12 protein-coding genes are annotated in these 16,531 nt (G+C 66.2%); 6 read left to right on the top strand and 6 right to left on the bottom strand.

Annotation, left to right across the window (positions count from 1 at the left end; translation table 11 throughout):
- Nucleotides 1–2 precede the first annotated feature (2 nt).
- The gene (locus K3172_RS04785) at nt 3–638 is read right to left on the bottom strand and encodes a TetR/AcrR family transcriptional regulator (protein ID WP_221587465.1); all 636 of its coding nucleotides are present in this window, start codon (nt 636–638) and stop codon (nt 3–5) included.
- A 73-nt stretch (nt 639–711) separates the two neighbouring features.
- Here K3172_RS04785 and K3172_RS04790 point away from each other — a divergent pair, with 73 nt between their 5' ends.
- From K3172_RS04790 to K3172_RS04805, 4 genes are read left to right on the top strand one after another with little or no spacing between them, the layout of a single operon-like run.
- Nucleotides 712–1,845, top strand: a complete 1,134-nt coding sequence (locus K3172_RS04790; protein WP_221587466.1) for an ABC transporter permease — start codon at nt 712–714, stop codon at nt 1,843–1,845.
- Nucleotides 1,845–2,588, top strand: a complete 744-nt coding sequence (locus tag K3172_RS04795; RefSeq protein WP_221587468.1) for an ABC transporter ATP-binding protein — start codon at nt 1,845–1,847, stop codon at nt 2,586–2,588. Before K3172_RS04790 ends, K3172_RS04795 begins: the two co-directional genes overlap by 1 nt.
- Before the next feature lies 1 nt (nt 2,589).
- Nucleotides 2,590–3,585, top strand: a complete 996-nt coding sequence (locus K3172_RS04800) for an efflux RND transporter periplasmic adaptor subunit (RefSeq protein ID WP_221587470.1) — start codon at nt 2,590–2,592, stop codon at nt 3,583–3,585.
- Nucleotides 3,582–4,991, top strand: a complete 1,410-nt coding sequence (locus K3172_RS04805) for an efflux transporter outer membrane subunit (RefSeq protein ID WP_247717924.1) — start codon at nt 3,582–3,584, stop codon at nt 4,989–4,991. Before K3172_RS04800 ends, K3172_RS04805 begins: the two co-directional genes overlap by 4 nt.
- 9 nt (nt 4,992–5,000) lie before the next feature.
- Here K3172_RS04805 and K3172_RS04810 read toward each other — a convergent pair whose 3' ends face one another.
- The 4 genes from K3172_RS04810 to K3172_RS04825 all read right to left on the bottom strand — a co-directional run bounded on the left by K3172_RS04810 (nt 5,001) and on the right by K3172_RS04825 (nt 12,287).
- Complete coding sequence (locus K3172_RS04810) at nt 5,001–5,765, bottom strand: SDR family NAD(P)-dependent oxidoreductase (RefSeq protein WP_221587472.1); 765 nt, start codon at nt 5,763–5,765, stop codon at nt 5,001–5,003.
- Between the two features lie 81 nt (nt 5,766–5,846).
- On the bottom strand, nt 5,847–8,858 hold the full coding sequence (locus K3172_RS04815) for a TonB-dependent receptor domain-containing protein (RefSeq protein WP_221587474.1): 3,012 nt from the start codon (nt 8,856–8,858) through the stop codon (nt 5,847–5,849).
- 157 nt (nt 8,859–9,015) lie between these two features.
- The gene (locus K3172_RS04820; RefSeq protein ID WP_221587476.1) at nt 9,016–11,052 is read right to left on the bottom strand and encodes a 3-hydroxyacyl-CoA dehydrogenase NAD-binding domain-containing protein; all 2,037 of its coding nucleotides are present in this window, start codon (nt 11,050–11,052) and stop codon (nt 9,016–9,018) included.
- On the bottom strand, nt 11,049–12,287 hold the full coding sequence (locus K3172_RS04825; protein WP_221587477.1) for a serine hydrolase domain-containing protein: 1,239 nt from the start codon (nt 12,285–12,287) through the stop codon (nt 11,049–11,051). Before K3172_RS04825 ends, K3172_RS04820 begins: the two co-directional genes overlap by 4 nt.
- A gap of 176 nt (nt 12,288–12,463) precedes the next feature.
- Here K3172_RS04825 and K3172_RS04830 point away from each other — a divergent pair, with 176 nt between their 5' ends.
- Together K3172_RS04830 and K3172_RS15730 are read left to right on the top strand one after the other, a co-directional pair.
- The gene (locus K3172_RS04830; RefSeq protein WP_221589013.1) at nt 12,464–14,200 is read left to right on the top strand and encodes a class I adenylate-forming enzyme family protein; all 1,737 of its coding nucleotides are present in this window, start codon (nt 12,464–12,466) and stop codon (nt 14,198–14,200) included.
- A complete protein-coding gene (locus tag K3172_RS15730) occupies nt 14,197–15,423 on the top strand; it encodes a TetR/AcrR family transcriptional regulator (protein WP_221587479.1) in 1,227 nt (408 codons plus the stop codon). The genes K3172_RS04830 and K3172_RS15730 overlap by 4 nt, the downstream gene beginning before the upstream one ends.
- Nucleotides 15,424–15,442: 19 nt before the next feature.
- Here K3172_RS15730 and K3172_RS04840 read toward each other — a convergent pair whose 3' ends face one another.
- Entirely contained in the window at nt 15,443–16,513 is a 1,071-nt protein-coding gene (locus tag K3172_RS04840; protein WP_221587481.1) for an acyl-CoA dehydrogenase family protein, read from the bottom strand.
- Nucleotides 16,514–16,531: the final 18 nt, after the last annotated feature.

Here is a 16,531-nt window from a genome sequence, read left to right on the forward strand (position 1 = left end):
TTCTAGCAGCCGCCTTTTGTGGCATAGGCCCGACAGAATACGTCCACCGCGCCGACGATCCGCTCGCGGTTGCGGACGGGATCGAGTGGCATGCCGAAGCGCCGCTCAAGATCGCCCATGCCCTTGCACATGCTGACGAATTGTTCTGCGGCGAGTTCCGGGTCGCCGACCACGAGCTCACCTGCCTCGGTCATGGCCGTTATCAATCCAGCGAATGCGCGCTTCATGCGGTGGGGCCCTGCCGCGAGGAAGGCGGTGCCGAGCTCGGGTTCGTGCTCGGTTTCGGCGGCGATCCGCCTTTCGAACTGGACCATCTCCGGGCGCGAGAGGAAGGCGACCATCGCCTCACCGATGGCGGTCAGCCGCTCGCGCAGTGAACCATGCGGGATCTCGCCGATCGAGAAATGCCCTCGCATCATTTCGCATCGGTTCTCGACAGAGGCCGTGAACAGGCCCCGCTTGTCGCCGAAGTGATTGTAGACGGTCACCTTCGAAACACCCGCATCGGCGGCAACCTGCTCGATCGAAGTCGCCGCAAACCCGTGTTCGAAAAAGGCACGGGTCGCGGCGGCGATAATCGCCTCGCGCTTGGCCGCATCCGCCGGCCGGCCTGCCTTTTTCGTGCCATCGGTTGACAAAGTGAACGGTCCCGTTCAGTTGAACGCCTGCGTTCACTAATGGACGAGTCGTACCGGGAAGGCAACCGCACGCATGATCTGGATCGCTATCCGCATGCTCACCGGAGACGCCCAGAAGTTTTACGGGCTCGTCTTCGGCATCGCCTTCTCTACCCTACTCATAACGCAGCAGCTGACCATCTTCGTCAACCTGATCGAGCGCGGGGCAAGCGGGGTATACAACGTCTCGAATGCCGATGTCTGGGTGATGGACCCTGTCAGCCGCACCACCGATGTCGCCTATGCGATGCCTTCGACCGCGCTCGACAAGGTCCGCAGTGTCGAAGGAGTCGAATGGGCGGTCCCCCACATTCGCGCGCAGGCGGCGGTGCGAACATCGACCGGCGATCTCGAGGGCGTGGCGGTGATCGGGGTGGACGATGCAACGCTGATCGGCCTGCCCAAGCGCATGCTGGAGGGCGCGCCCGACGTGCTAGACCAACCCGACAGTGTGATCATCGACGACGTCGGCACCACGCGCATGTTCCCCGACGAAAGCCCGATCGGCAAGCGGCTCGAACTCAACGACCAACGCGCCGTCATCCGCGGCGTGGCGGACGCGATCCCCAGCTTCACCAGCACGGTGGTGCTCTACACCAAATACAGCCAGGCGCTGCGTTACGTCCCCGGCACGCGCAACCGGTTGTCCTTCGTCCTCGTCGGTGCGGAGCATGGCGTGTCCGCGGACGAGCTTGCGAAGCGGATCACCGACCAGACCGGCCTGCGTGCCCGCACGCGCGACGAATTCGCGCAGGACGGCGTCGATTTCATCATCCAGAACACCGGTATTCCGTTCAACTTCGGCATCACGGTGATGCTCGGCTTCATCGTCGGGATCGCGATCGTCGGGCTGACCTTCAGCCTCTTCATCCGCGACAACATCAAGCAGTTCGGCGCCTTGAAGGCGATCGGCGTGACCAACGCCAAGATCCGCCGGATGGTGGCATCGCAGGCGGCGCTGGTGGGGCTGGTCGGCTATGGGCTCGGGATCGTCGGCACCGTGCTGTTCATCTGGGGCTTTGCGGGCAACCCGACCTTCAAGGGTTTCTACGTTCCCTGGCAGATCCCGCTGGTGAGCCTGGTGGCCGTCTTCCTCATCCTCGCCCTGACCGGGTGGCTGGCCTTGCGCAACGTGCTCAAGACCGAGCCTGCGTCGGTGTTCCGGTGATGGTCAGGAAACTCGACACCACCGCCATCGGCGGCTGCAATCCCGAAGCGGCCATCTGCGCGCGCGGAGTGACCCGGGACTTCACCGCAGGGCAGCAGACGATCACCGTGCTGCACGGGATCGACGTCGACATCCGGGCAGGCGAGCTGACCTATCTCGTCGGCGAAAGCGGTTCGGGCAAGACCACGCTGATCTCGATCATGTGCGGCATCCTCTGGCCGACCGAGGGCGAGGTGAAGGTCTTCGGCACCGACATCTACGCTCTCGGCGATACCGAGCTGGTCGAATTCCGGCTGCAGAACATCGGCTTCATCTTCCAGCAGTACAATCTCATCCCCTCGATCGACGCGGCGAGCAATGCTGCCGTCCCGCTGATCGCACAGGGCATGGATCGCCATGAAGCGCGCGAGCGCGCCGTGGCCATGCTGGAGAAGCTCAATATCGGCAACCAGGCGCACAAGCTGCCCAGCCAGCTTTCGGGCGGCCAGCAACAGCGCGTCGCCATCGCCCGGGCGCTCGTCCACGAGCCGCGCCTCGTCGTCTGCGACGAGCCGACCGCGGCGCTCGATGCGGCATCCGGCCGCCGGGTCATGGACCTGCTGCGCGAAGTGGCCGTGGCGGAGGACCGCGCCTGCATCATCGTGACGCACGACAACCGCATCTTCGATCTCGCCGACCGCATCCTCGTGCTCGAGGACGGACGGATCACGCATGACGGCAGCGAAATGCCGGAAGGACACTGACATGGCCCTCGAGTGGAAGAACCTCAGCTTTTCGCGCCAGATCCTGCCGGTGATCGCGCTGGTCGGGCTCATTGCTGCGGTCATCTTCATCTTTACCGGCCTGCCCGATCGCGCGCTGACCGAGCCCGATCGCGAACCGCCGCGCGCGCCGGACGCGATGGCCGAAACGGCGCGCGTTGCCGGATCGGGCGTGGTCGAGCCGTCGAGCGAGGTGATCCAGATCGGCTCCGCCCTCTCCGGCCTCGTGACCGGCCTGTTCGTCGAGCCCGGCCAGCGCGTAGGCGAGGGCGAGGCGCTGTTCACGGTGGACGACCGCGCGGCCCGTGCGGCGTTGCGCGAGGCACAGGCGAGCATCACGGAGGCCCGTGCATCCATCGCCGAGGCCCGCAATGCGCAAGCCATCGCAGCGCGCCAGCTCGCGCTCTATCGCAATGTCGACGATCCCGCCGCCGTCAGCCGCGCCGAAGTGATCCGCGCCGAGGGTGAGACAAGCTCGGCAAGCGAGCGGCTGAAGCTGGCGCAGGCGCGGTTGCAAGCTGCCGAAGCGCGGGCGAACTCGGCACGGACCGAGATCGGCCGGCTCACCGTACGGGCACCGATAGCGGGCGAGATCCTGGCGGTGAACATCCGCAAGGGCGAATATGTCAGCACGATGGGGGGCGGCGGATCGCAGCCCTTCATCGAGATGGGCCAGACGCAGCCGCTGCATGTCCGGATCGACATCGACGAGGAGCAGGCCCCGCGTGTGGCGCTGGGCGAGCCTGCCACGGTCAGTCCGCGTGGCGCGGCCGAGCGGCAGGTGAAGGCGACCTTCGTGCGCGCCGAACCGCTGGTCGTGCCCAAGCGCTCGCTGACCAATTCGGCCGCCGAACGGGTCGATGTCCGGGTGCTGCAGGTGATCTACGCGCTGCCGAAAGCCGACGGGCTGTTCCGCGTGGGCCAGCAGGTCGATGCCTATATCCCGGCCAATTCCGCGGCGGGAGGCGAGGCGGAATGATGCCGCGCCTCTTCGTCCTCACTGCAAGCTCGCTGGCGCTGGCGGCCTGCGTCGCGGGCCCCCCGCCCGAGGTTGCGACCCCGGCGCCAGTGCTGCCGCCCAGTTTCTACTATGCGCCCGATGCGGCGACCGGAGAGTCCGTCGCTGCCCTCCTGCCGACGCAGGACCCGGCCTTCGATACGCTGGCAGCGCAGGCGCTGGCCGGTTCGCCGTCGCTGGCCGAGGCCGCTGCACGGGTCGAACAGGCGCGCGCCGGCGCCGACCGTGCCGGGGCAGAGCGGCTGCCCACGATCGGCGCGAATGCGGCGGTGACCGGCCAGCGCACCAATCCGGCGCAGTTCGGATCGGGCCTGCCGCCCGGCGTCGCCTTCGATACGGAGCGCGTGTCCTACGCAGCCAATGTCACCGCGCGCTGGGATCTTGACATCTTCGGGCGGCTCAGGGCGCAGGAGCGGGCCGCGCTGGCGCGCGTCGATGCGGCGGATGCGTCGGCGCGCGGGGTGCGCATTGCGCTGCTGGCGGAGATCGCCGCGAGCGTGATCGACTGGCGCACGCTGGCGGCGCGCGACGCTGCCGTGCGCGAGGACCTTGCCGCCGCCGAGGATCTCGCGCGTCTTTCCGGGATTCGCGAGCGGGCGGGGATCGCGCCCGGTTTCGACCGCGTGCGCGCGGAAAGTTCGGCCAGCGCCTCGCGCAGCAGGCTGGCGGCCCTCAAGAGCGAGCGGGCGCGGCTTGTCGGGCGACTGGTGACGCTCACCGCCCAGCCTGCGCCGCAGGTGCGTGCTGCGCTGGTCATGGACAGTGCCGGGGTGGAGCTGCCCGCAGCGCCTTCCGCGCTGCCGTCCGAGCTGCTCGCCAACCGGCCCGACGTGCTCGCCGCTGCGGCGACGCTTGCCGCGGAAGATGCCGATCTGGCAGCGACCGCGCGCCGCCGCTTTCCCGTCTTCGACCTGTCGGGGGCGATCGGCCTGCTGGCATTCGGGCTGGGCGACCTGTTCGATAGCGAGTCGCTTGTCGGCTCGCTCGCCGCGTCGGTTACTGCACCGTTGCTCGATTTCGGGCGCATACAGGCGGAAATCGACGGCGCGGCGGCGGAAAAGAAGGCCGCCTTTGCCGCCTATCGCGATGCGGTCTACACCGCCTTGGGCGATGCCGAGGCAGGCTATGGCCTGATGGCTGCTGCAGACCGCGAAGCGGATGCCGCGCGTGACGAAGCCGCCAGCCTGCAACGCGCCGCGCGCCTGGCAAATACCAGATATGAGGCGGGCCTCACCGATTTCCTCACCGTGCTCGAGGCGCGTCGTGCCGCTGATGCCAGCGGCGAACGGGCCGCAGCTGCGCTGGGCCGCGCGCAGCGGGCGCGCGTGGTGCTGTGGCAGGCGCTCGGCGGGAGCGATTTGCCTTAGCCAAATGGCCTAGATCGTCGCGCCGCCGTCAACAACGATGGTCTGACCCGTTGTCCAGCGCGCGGCAGGCGAAGCGAGATAGACAGCCGCGCCCGTAATGTCGTCGGGATCGCCGATCCGGCGCATGGGCAGGGCCTTTTCGGTCGCGGCGAGCGCTTCGGGATTGTCCCACAGCGCGCGCGCGAATTCGGTCTTCACGAGGCCGGGGGCGATGCCGTTCACCCGAATGCCGTGCTTGCCGTTTTCCGCGGCGTAATTGCGGACCAGCTGGAAATCGGCGGCTTTGGAAATGCAATAGGCACCGAGCGTGGTCGAAGCGCGCAGCCCGCCGATCGAGCTGATGATGACGATGGCACCGTCGCCGCGCTTTCGCATGTCGGGCAGGGCGAGCTGGACCAGCCAGTGGTTCGATAGGACGTTGTTGTCGAGCGTCTTGCGGAACTGCTCGTCCGCGATTCCGTCCATCGATCCGAAATAGGGATTGGTGGCGGCATTGCAGACGAGGATGTCGACTGCGCCGAGCCTGGACTTGGCCTGCGCGAACAGGTCTTCGAGCTGCGCTTTTTCCGAAATGCTGGCGGCAATCGCGACTGCGGTGCCGTCGCCGTGCTCGGCATTAATCGCGGCGGCGACCTCTTCGCAGGCATCCTGCTTGCGGCTCGAGATGACGACGCGCGCGCCCTGGGCTGCCAGGCCTTCGGCGATGGCGCGGCCGATCCCGCGGCTGGAACCGGTGACGACGGCGACCTTCCCGGTCAGGTCGAATGCGGACATGGGTAATCCTCCTGTGCTCTCAAAGGAAAGGGGCCCGAAGCATGCGCCCCGGGCCCCTCCTGTTTCCTGTCGGCGGCCGGCTCAGAAGCGGGCGCGGATGCCGAGGCGATAGTTGCGACCGATGGCGTTGCCGATGAACGGGTTGTAGCTCAGCGGCAACTGCGCTTCGGCAGGTTCCTCATCAGTGAAGTTCTCGACCGAGGCCTGCAACTGCAGGTCCGCACCGGCGATCTGAAGATCGTAAGTCAGCGAGAAGTCGTGCTGCATGTACGAACCGCTTTCGACACCGAAGTTGCTGCCGACGCCGCCTGCGGTCGAGAAGCACGGATCGCGCCGCGTACCGTCCGTATTGATGCAGCGATCATCCAGCACGCCGTCGATGTACTGCATCGAGTAGCGTGCGTTGAGATCGCCGAAGCCCAGGTTGACGAAGGCATTGGCGCGCCATTCCGGAACCGTGTTCGGATCGCGGAAGTAGTTGCCGAGGCCGACGGCATCATAGGCTTCAAGGACGGTGACGCCCTGGACCACGAAGTCGTCGAACTTGTAGCCGAGGTTCCACACGGCGTTGCCGCCGAAGGACAGTTCCGTGGTTTCGCCAAGCGGCACATCCACGTTGAGCGCGAAGTCCAGGCCCGTGATCTTGACGTCCGGACCGTTCACGAAATCGACGCGCACACGGCTGATGTCGATGCCGCGCGTGCCCGGGCCGGTGGGATTGTTCGGATCGCCCTGGATACACTGATTGCCCGAGAAGGTGATCAGGTTGGCCAGCGGGCTGGAGCAGTTGACGAACGCCTGACCGGTGGTCTGGCCGTTGGCGACCAGGCTGGCGATGGCGTTACCCGGGGTGATCGTGATCCGGTCCTCGAGATCGATCGACCAGTAGTCGGCCGAGAAGGTCACGTTGGCCGCCCCCAGCGGCGCGGAAATGATCGCGCCGATGTTATAGGTAAACGCCGTTTCCGGGGACAGGTCGGTCGGGTTGCCGTAAATGTCCTTCGACTTGTAGTTGCCGCCCGCCGCGGTGAAGCCTTCGAGCGCGGTGACGAAGTTGGGCGACACGTCCGAGGCCAGCGGCCCGCGGAAGGTCGTGCCCACCGAGCCGCGCAGCGTCAGCCAGTCGGTCGCCTCGAAGCGGAAGGAACCCTTGGGGTTGATCGTCGAGCCGACCGGATCGCCGTAATCCTCGAACCGGATCGCTGCGGACAGCTCGATGCGGTCGGTGATCGGAGCGTTCAATTCGGCAAAGAACGCATAGACGTTCTGCGAGAGCCTTACCGGGCGGCTGCCGCCGAGGAAGATGAACGGACCGACGCCCTCGGTAGCGGTGCCGACGCAGCTCGTGTCGCCTTCACGGAAGCACGGGTTGATGTCGAGATTGGACTCGTCGTTGAGCGGGCGCGAGCTGTATTCGTTGTCGCGGACCTGCGCACCGACCGCGAAGGCCAGCGGGCCTCCGCTGAACTCGATGCCGGTCTCGCCCGAGAGGACCATGTCGAGCACGATCTGCTGTTCGTACTCACGCGTTCCGTTCGGGACCTGCAACCATGCCACGAGCTCTTCCGTGTTCTCGTTGCCGGGCACGTAATACGGGTTCGCGATGTTGAACGTCCCGTTGCCGGGGCCCGCATTGGTGAAGGGGTTGAACCACAGGCAGCCATTGGCGCCGGGGGTGGTGCCGGTACAATCCGGACCGCCGAAGCCGTTGAGCGCCGCCTGCAGGCGCGAACCGACGATGCCGGGGGCGTAGAAGGTCCGGCGCGATTCCCAATAGGTGCCGTCGACTTCGAGGCGCAGGGCCGGATTGATCTCCCAGTCGAAGCCGCCGCTGATGCGCCATGCGTCGTTGGAGGCAAAGCCGGTGCCGGCGCCGCGATCCGGGTCGCGCGGATTGCCGAGGAAGCCGAACGGACGATAGAGCACGTTGGTGACGCGGAAGACCGGGTTGGTCGCGGTGCCCTGCGGCAGTCCGACCTGGTCGAGGAAGGCAGCGACGCCTGGGTTCTGCGGCGATGTCGTGAACGCACTGACGAAGCCCGAACCGTTCGGCCCCTGCGTTGGCGGGAAGGCCGGCGAATAGTTCAGAGATTCGAGGTCGCTGCGCGCCCACATACCATCCACCTGGAACTGGATGTTGTCGGCAAGGTCGACCGTGAACTGGCCGAACACCTGGTAACGATCTTCGTCTTCGGTGATGTTGTCGAACGGGACGTAGGTGAAGTAGCACCGGCCCACGTCGATCGTGCCACCCAGTTCCTCGCAGCCCACGTCGGGGACGATGGTGGTGCTCGGCGTGAAGGTCGCCAGGTCGAGATAGGTGACCGCGAACAGGCCCGGGGTCGCGAGCGCCGAATAGGCCGACGGGTTCTGCTCATAGCCGGGCGTGACGAAATCGCGCTTGTTGGCGCCCAGTTCCGAACGGTGCTGCCACCCGGCGCCGACCACCAGGTTGGCATTGTCGCCGAGTTCGAACCCAGCCAGGCCGCTGAGGCTGTAATTGCCGTCCGAACCATCGATGAAGGTGTAATCGCCCTGCACTTCGAAGCCGGTGAAGGTCGAGCGGGTGATGAAGTTGGCCACCCCGGCGATCGCGTCCGAACCGTAGGTCGCGGCGGCGCCGTCCTTAAGCAGTTCGACGCGCTCGAGCGCGAACAGCGGGATCAGCTGGGTGTCGACGAAGCCCGAACCCGGCGACTGGATCGTGCGCTTGCCGTTGACGAGCACCAGCGTGCGCTGCGGGCCGAGGCCACGCAGGTTGAGCGAGCCGACGCCCTGGAAGCCCTGTGCGTCGGTGGAGAACTGGTTGGTGTCGCCCAGCGAGGCGCCGACCGAGGGCAGTTCCTTGATGAATTCGAGCGGGCTGTCGACGCCCTGTTCGGCCAGATCGTCGGCGGTGAAGACGTCGACGGGGAGCGCCGCATCTTCGGGCGTGCCGCGAATGAACGAGCCGGTAACGACGATTCGCTCGCCTTCGGGATCGTCGGCGCCGGCCTGTTCGGGTTGGACCTGGGCGAAGGCCGGGCTGGCAGCAAGTGCGGCAATGGCAAGGGCGCCGAAAGCGCAACTGTGGCGCAAACCGAGTCTGGTCATGTATCTCTCCTCCTTGGGCCGTGCCCTGTAGCACGTACCCTCTCCTCGAAATTCAATTCCCAATCGACGTTTGTGTCAAGGTTTGCGGGACCAAACGTCTCCAGATTTCTTCAAATTGCGTACCCGCGTTTCAAAAATGTCGCATGTCGGACCGCTGTCAGTCGAACTTACCGTTACCTTCGGCTCGGGCGCGAAGATAGTCACTCACTGACAGGCCGTGCTTCTCGAGGCCGGCCACGACCGTCTCGAGCCCGATCGTCTCTGCCCAGAACATCGGGCCGCCGGTGTAGAGCGGCCAGCCGTAGCCGTTGATCCACACGACATCGATATCGCTCGCGCGCTGCGCCATGCCTTCCTCGAGGATCTTGGCGCCCTCGTTGACCATGGGGTAGAGCAGCCGTTCGCGGATCTCGTCCTTGCCGATTGCGCGCTGTTCCTTCCCTTCCTTGGCGGCGAAGTCGGCGATGATCGCCTTGACCTCGTCCGAGGGCGTGCGGTTGCGCGCCTCGTCATAGTCGTAAAAGCCCTTGCCGGCCTTCTGGCCGAAGCGGCCCACCGCGCACAGCGCCTCGCGCACGGTCGTCACCTTCGACGGATCGCGGTGCCAGCCGATGTCGATGCCGGCGAGATCGCCCATCTGGAACGGCCCCATGGGAAAGCCGAACTCGAGCAGCACGTCGTCGACATCCCAGTAGTTCGCCCCTTCCATGATCAGCGCATTGGCCTGTTCCTGTCGCTTCGAGAGCATGCGGTTGCCGATGAAGCCGGGGCAGACGCCGGAGACCGCGGCGACCTTGCCGATTTTCTTCGAGAGCTTCATCACTGTGGCGAGCACGTCGTCGCGGGTCTTCTCGCCGCGCACGACCTCGAGCAGCTTCATCACATTGGCGGGCGAGAAGAAGTGCATGCCGAGCACGTAGCCGGGTCGCTGCGTGGCAGCGGCGATCTCGTTCACGTCGAGATAGCTGGTGTTGGAAGCGAGGATCGCGCCCTGCTTGACCACCCGGTCGAGCGTACCGAAGACTTCCTTCTTGACCTCCATGCTCTCGTAGACCGCTTCGATTACGAGGTCGCAATCGGCGAGATCGTCATAGGACAGCGTCGGGGTCAGCAAGCCCATCGCCTGTTCGACCTGGTCCGCTGTCATCCGGCCTTTCTTGGCGGTGTTCTCGTAATTCTTGCGCATGACGCCCGTGCCGCGGTCGAGCGCTTCCTGGCTCATCTCGAGGATCGTCACCGGAATGCCGGCGGAGAGGAAATTCATCGAAATGCCGCCGCCCATCGTGCCGGCGCCGATCACGCCGACCTTGGCGATGGGGATCAGCGGCGTGTCCTTGGGCACGTCGTCGATCTTGTTCGCGGCGCGCTCGGCGAAGAAATAGTGGCGCATGGCGGCCGACTGGGTGCCCGACATGAGCTGCATGAAGAGCTCGCGCTCCTTCTTCACGCCCTCGGCATAGGGCAGCTCGCCCGCCGCCTTGACCGCTTCGATGGCTGCATTGGGCGCATCGAAGCCGCGGATGCGGCGCGCCTGCGAGGCGCGGAAGCGGTCGAACAGGTCGGGATCGCGCACGCCGTCCTCATTTGCGTTGCCCTCGGAAGCGCGCGGGACCGGCTGGCCGATCTTCGATCTGGCGAAGGCAATGGCGTCGGCTTCGAGGCTGTTCTCGCCGACGATGGCATCGATGAGGCCAATCGCCTCGGCCTTCTTCGCGGGGATAGGATTGCCGCCGACCACGAGCGGGAGCGCCGCTTCGGCCCCGACAAGGCGCGGCAGACGCTGGGTTCCGGCAGCACCGGGGATCAGGCCCAGCTTCACTTCGGGCAGGCCCAGCTTCGCACTCGGGACCGCGACGCGGTAGTGGCAGGCGAGCGCAACCTCGCACCCGCCGCCCAGCGCCGTGCCGTGGATCGCGGCGACCACCGGCTTGTCGCTCGCTTCCATCGCGTCGAGCGTTTCGGGCAGGTTGGGGCCGACCGGCGGTTTGCCGAACTCGGTGATGTCCGCGCCGGCAAAGAAGGTCTGGCCATCGCAGCGGATGACGACCGCCTCGATCCCGTCGTCGGCCAGCGCTTGTTCGATCGCGTCTTTCAGGCCGGCACGGACGGCCTGACCCAGCGCGTTGACGGGCGGATTGTCGGAGATGACGACGAGGACGTTCTCGTGGCGCTCGGTGCGGATGGGGCTGGTCATGATGCGTAGCTTTCGGTGAGGGCAGAATAGATCAGCGTCTTGAGCTGGCGGCGGATGGGGTAGGTCGAGGAGGGGTAGACCTGCGTCATGAAAACACAGGTGATCTGCTCGACCGGATCGACGAAGAAGGCGGTCGAATAGGCGCCGCCCCAGTAGAACTCGCCGAGGCTCGACGGCATCAGTGTCTTCGCCGGGTCGATCACCATGGCGAAGCCGAGGCCGAAGCCGGTTCCGGCGTTGTTGGCTTCGGAGAACAGGCTGCTCGACATTTCGGTGAGGTCGGCATTGTTCGGCAGATGGTTGGTGCGCATCAGGCGCAGCGTCTTGGGGCTGACGATCCGCGCCCCGTCGAGCTCGCCGCCGTTCAGCAGCATGGTGGCGAAGCGGTGATAGTCGGCGATTGTGCCGACGAGCCCGCCGCCGCCGCTGTCGAATGTGCCGGCCTGACCCAGCTTGCTGGTCGCGCCCGCGCTGATCATGCGCGGCGACTGGCCGGGACGATAGGCATAGGCATCGACCAAGCGCTCGAGGTCGCTCTCCTTCACCCCGAAGCGGGTGTCGTGCATGCCGAGAGGGGCGAAGATGTGCTGCTCGAAATACTCGCCAAGCCGCATGCCGCTGATCCGCTCGACCGCGATGCCGAGCACGTCGGTCGAGACCGAATAGTTCCACCCCTGGCCCGGCGCGAATTCGAGCGGCAGCTTGGCGAGCCGCGCGATGAACTCGTCGCTGTCGAGATGGTCGCGGGCAAAATCGAAATTGTGCTCGCGATAGACGGCATCGATGTTGTTGCGGTTCTGCAGGCCATAGGTGAGGCCCGACATATGCGTCAGCAGATCGACGAAACGCATGGGGTGGGCAGGCGCGCCCGGCGCGAAGGGGATCGAACCGCCGCCACCCGCATAGACATGCAAGTTCGCGAACTCGGGGAAGACCCGCGTGACGGGTTCTTCCAGCGCGACCTTGCACTGCTCGACCAGCTGCATGAAAGCGATCGAGGTGATGGGCTTGGTCATGCTGGCGATGCGGAACAGCGCATCGTCGCGTAAGGTCTGGCCATCGTCGCCCATTACGCCGAGCTTGGTGTAATGAACCGGCTGGCCATTGCGCGCGACCACCAGCTGTGCGTTGGGCAAGCGGCCGCCATCGACATAGGTTGCGCTCAGAAACGGCGCGATTCGGGCCAGCCTCTCGGCGTCGAATCCCTGCGCTGCGGCCTCGGCCAGCTCGAACATGCGTCTCTCCCTCTCGCGCATACCTATGCTTCGGTTTTGCCCGAATAGCGATTCCATTCGCTCTTGCCACCCTCATACCTCACCTTCGAAGCTGGCTTGCAAGCGGAGGGGAGGCGGGTTTAGGTAGGGGAATGGAGAGGGAGTCGCCGACACAGGCGACACATGAGGGGACGCAGATGAACGATCTCGCGAGCGCGATCGGATGGGTACCGCCCGCCGGCTGGCCCGCCATGGGCCGCGCGGAGTGTACCGCGAGGCTGACCGCACCGGGCGAACGCTTCGAAATGGAGACTGTCGAGATTCGCGGCGTGCCGACCCGGGTCTGGAAGAACTCGCCGGAGAACCTGCGAGCGATCGCGCTTGCCGGCCGCACGCATGGGGACCGGGCTTTCACCGTCTATGAGGACGAGCGGGTCAGCTACGACGCATGGTTCCGTGCGGTGGCGAGGCTGGCTGCCGAGTTTCAAGCGCGCGGCGTCGAGAAGGGTGACCGCGTCGCGCTGGCCATGCGGAACCTGCCCGAGTGGCCGGTGGCCTTCTTCGCCGCGACCTGCATCGGTGCGATCTGCGTGCCGCTCAATGCGTGGTGGACCGGGCCGGAACTGGCCTTCGGCCTCGCCAATTCGGGCACCAGGCTGCTGGTCTGCGATGCCGAGCGCTGGGAGCGGATAGCGCCTCATCGCGGCGAGATGCCCGACCTCGGGACCGTGTTCGTCTCGCGCAGCGAGGGGGCGCCGGAAGGGGCCGAGACGCTCGAGAGCATCCTCGGGACCCCCAACGACTACGCTGCACTGCCCGATGCGGAACTGCCCGACGTCGCCATCGCGCCCGACGACGAGGCGACGATCTTCTACACCAGCGGCACCACCGGCCAGCCGAAGGGCGCGCTGGGCACGCATCGCAACCTCGTCACCAACATCCTCTCGGGCGCATGGAGCATCGCCATGGCGGCGCTGCGGCGCGGGGACGAGCCGCCCGCACCGGCGCAGAAGGTCAGCCTGCTGGTCATCCCGTTGTTCCACGTCACCGCCTGCTCCGCAGGGCTGATGGCGGCGGTGGTGGCCGGGCACACCATCGTGATGATGCACAAGTGGGACCCGCTGGAAGCGTTCGGACTGATCGAGCGCGAGGGGGTCAACACCACTGGCGGCGTGCCCACCATCGCCTGGCAGCTGATCGAACATCCCGAGCGAGGCAGGTTCGACCTCTCCAGCCTTGAATCGATTTCCTATGGCGGCGCGCCCGCCGCGCCCGAACTCGTCCGCAAGATCTACGAGACCTTCGGCGCGCTGCCGCACAACGGCTGGGGCATGACCGAGACCATGGCAACGGTCACCGGCAACAATTCCGAAGACTACCTCAACCGTCCCGCAAGCTGCGGCCCGCCCGTGGCGGTAGCCGACCTCAAGATCATGGACGAGGCAGGCGAGAACGAGATGCCGGTAGGCGAGGTAGGGGAACTCTGGGCGCGCGGCCCGATGATCGTGAAGGGCTACTGGAACCGGCCCGAGGCGACTGCCGAGACCTTTGTCGACGGCTGGGTGCGCACCGGCGACCTCGCCAAGCTCGACGAAGAGGGCTTCTGCTACATCGTCGACCGCGCCAAGGACATGATCATCCGCGGCGGCGAGAACATCTATTCGTCGGAGATCGAGAACGTCCTCTACGACCACCCGGCGGTGACCGACGCGGCGCTGATCGGCATTCCCCACCCGACGCTGGGCGAGGAACCCGCGGCAGTCGTCCATCTCGCGCCGGGCACTTGCGCCACCGAAGACGAGCTGCGCGAATGGGTCGCGGCGCGGCTGGCCAAATTCAAGGTGCCGGTGCGCGTGGCCTTCGTCGAGGACACGCTGCCGCGCAACGCCAATGGCAAGATCCTGAAGAAGGACCTCGGGAGCTTCTTCTCGTGAGCAAGCCCGCCTCCACCCGCAAGTTCGACGAGAAGCGCGAAGCGATCATCCATGCCGCCTCGGTGCTGATCAACGACGTCGGCGTGCAGGCGACCACGCTGGCCGAGGTCGCGCGCGCGATCGGCCTCAACGCCACCAGCGTGACCTATTATTTCCCGCGCAAGGAGCAACTGGTCGTCGCGGTCTATGACGAGACGCTCGACCTGATGGAACAGATGGCGGCGGAGGCGCTGGCGCAGCCCGATCCGGCGGCGCGGCTGCGGCATTTCATCGCCTCGCACGTGGCATTGCGGAAGCGCATCCGCGGCGGGGAGCGGGGGCTGACGACGGCGCTGTCGGAAATCCGCACGCTCGACCCGGAACCCTATGATACACTGATGGCGCATTACCTGCGCGTGGTGGAGCTCGTGCGGCGCTTCTTCGGCGAATGGCGCGACAATGCGGAGCGCACGTTGTTCTCGGCCCGCGCGCATATCCTGCTCGAAGCGATGATGTGGTGGCCGATCTGGTCGCTGCGCTATTCGGTCCGCGACTTCGGGCGGATCGAGGAGCGGCTGTTCGACGTGCTCGCCTATGGGCTGCCAGCGAAGCGCGGCCGGTTCGAGCCGCGCGAGCTAGCCGGCGAATGGCGCACGGGCGGGGGCGGCAACGCGGGGCAGAACGAGGCCTTCCTGCGCGCTGCTACGGTGATGATCAACCGGCTCGGTTATCGCGGCGCCTCGGTCAACCGGATTGCCGAGAGCCTCAACGTCACCAAGGGCAGCTTCTACCACCACCATCAGGCCAAGGACGATTTGGTCCTCGCCTGCTTCAAGCAAAGCTACGACCGCATGTCGGCCGCGCAGATCGCGGGGCTTGAGCTGGAGGCGGATTACTGGACGCGTCTGTCGAGTGTGCTCGCCGAGCTGGTCGACCTGCAGTTCTTCGACAGCACGCCGCTGCTGCGCACCACCGCGCTGCAGGCGCTCGAGGCCGATCACAAGAGCGACGTCGTGACGCGATCCAACCGGCTGGCCCAACGCTTTGCCGGGATGCTGATCGACGGGATTGCCGATGGATCGGTGCGGGCGATCGACCCCCTGATCGCCGGGCAGATGATGATGTCGACCGTCAATTCGGCCTATGACGCGCGCCACTGGGCGGCGCGGTTCGACGACCCGCGCGACGCGACGCGGATCTACCTGTCGGCATTGTCGGAAGGTTTGCTGGCGGACCCGCGCTGAGCGCGAGCCCGCCGCAGGATCAATAGCCCGAGAGCCTGGCGAAGCGGTCCTTCAGCCAGCTCGACGAGCCGAAGCTCGCTTCGAGCACGCGGGCGCGCTTGAGGTAGAAACCGACGTCGTATTCGTCGGTCATGCCGATGCCGCCGTGGAGCTGGATGCCTTCGTTCGCCATCTTGTGCATGACGCGATTGGCCTCCGCCTTGGCGATGGTTGCCGCGCGGGCAACGCCGAAGCCGCCGTCGACCGCCTGCAGGCCCGCCTCGACTGCCGAACGCATCTGCGCGAGGTCGGCGAAGAGATCCGCCATGCGGTGCTGGAGCGCCTGGAAGCTCGCCAGCACCTGGTTGAACTGCACGCGCTGCTTCAGATAGTCGAGCGTGTCGTCGAACACCTGCTGCGCCATGCCGAGCATTTCGGCAGAGACCAGCACGCGTGCCCGGTCGAGCACGTCGTCGAGCAAACTATCGCCGCCCTTGGCGAGCTTGTCCGCCGCCGCACCGTCGAAGGTGACGTCGGCATGGCTGCGCTGGTCGGTCAGCTTGCGGGTGGTGAGCGAGACGCCGTCGCCTTTCTCGACCAGGTAGAGCCCGTCCTTCGCCGCGACGACGAACAGGTCCGCGCCATGCGCTTCGTGGACGAAGGCCTTGGTGCCGCTGATCTTTCCGTCCGAGACGGCGGTCGCGATCTCGGCAGGATCGTGGTTCGGGCCCTCATCGACCGCGAGCGTGGCGATCGCCTCGCCGCTGGCGAGCTTCGGCAGCCATTTGGCTTTCTGCTCATCGCTGCCGCCCAGGACGATGGCCGACGCGGCCACGGTGTTCATCACCAGCGGGCTGGCGGTGAGCGTCTTGCCGAGTTCCTCGACCACTAGCCCGGCGGACAGGAAACCGAAGTCAGACCCGCCGTGCTCTTCGGGGATGATGACCCCGGCCCAGCCCATCTGCGCCATCGTGGCATAGGCGTCGCGATTGAAGGCTTCGGGTTCGCCCGAAGCGCGGACCTTGCGGAATTCGGTGACCGGGCTTTCGTTGACGGTCCATTCGCGCGCCATGTCGCGCAGCATTTCCTGTTCTTCGTTGAGAACTGCCATTGTCTGTGTCCCTCTCGC

Source organism: Qipengyuania proteolytica (assembly GCF_019711565.1).
Lineage (GTDB): Bacteria > Pseudomonadota > Alphaproteobacteria > Sphingomonadales > Sphingomonadaceae > Qipengyuania > Qipengyuania proteolytica.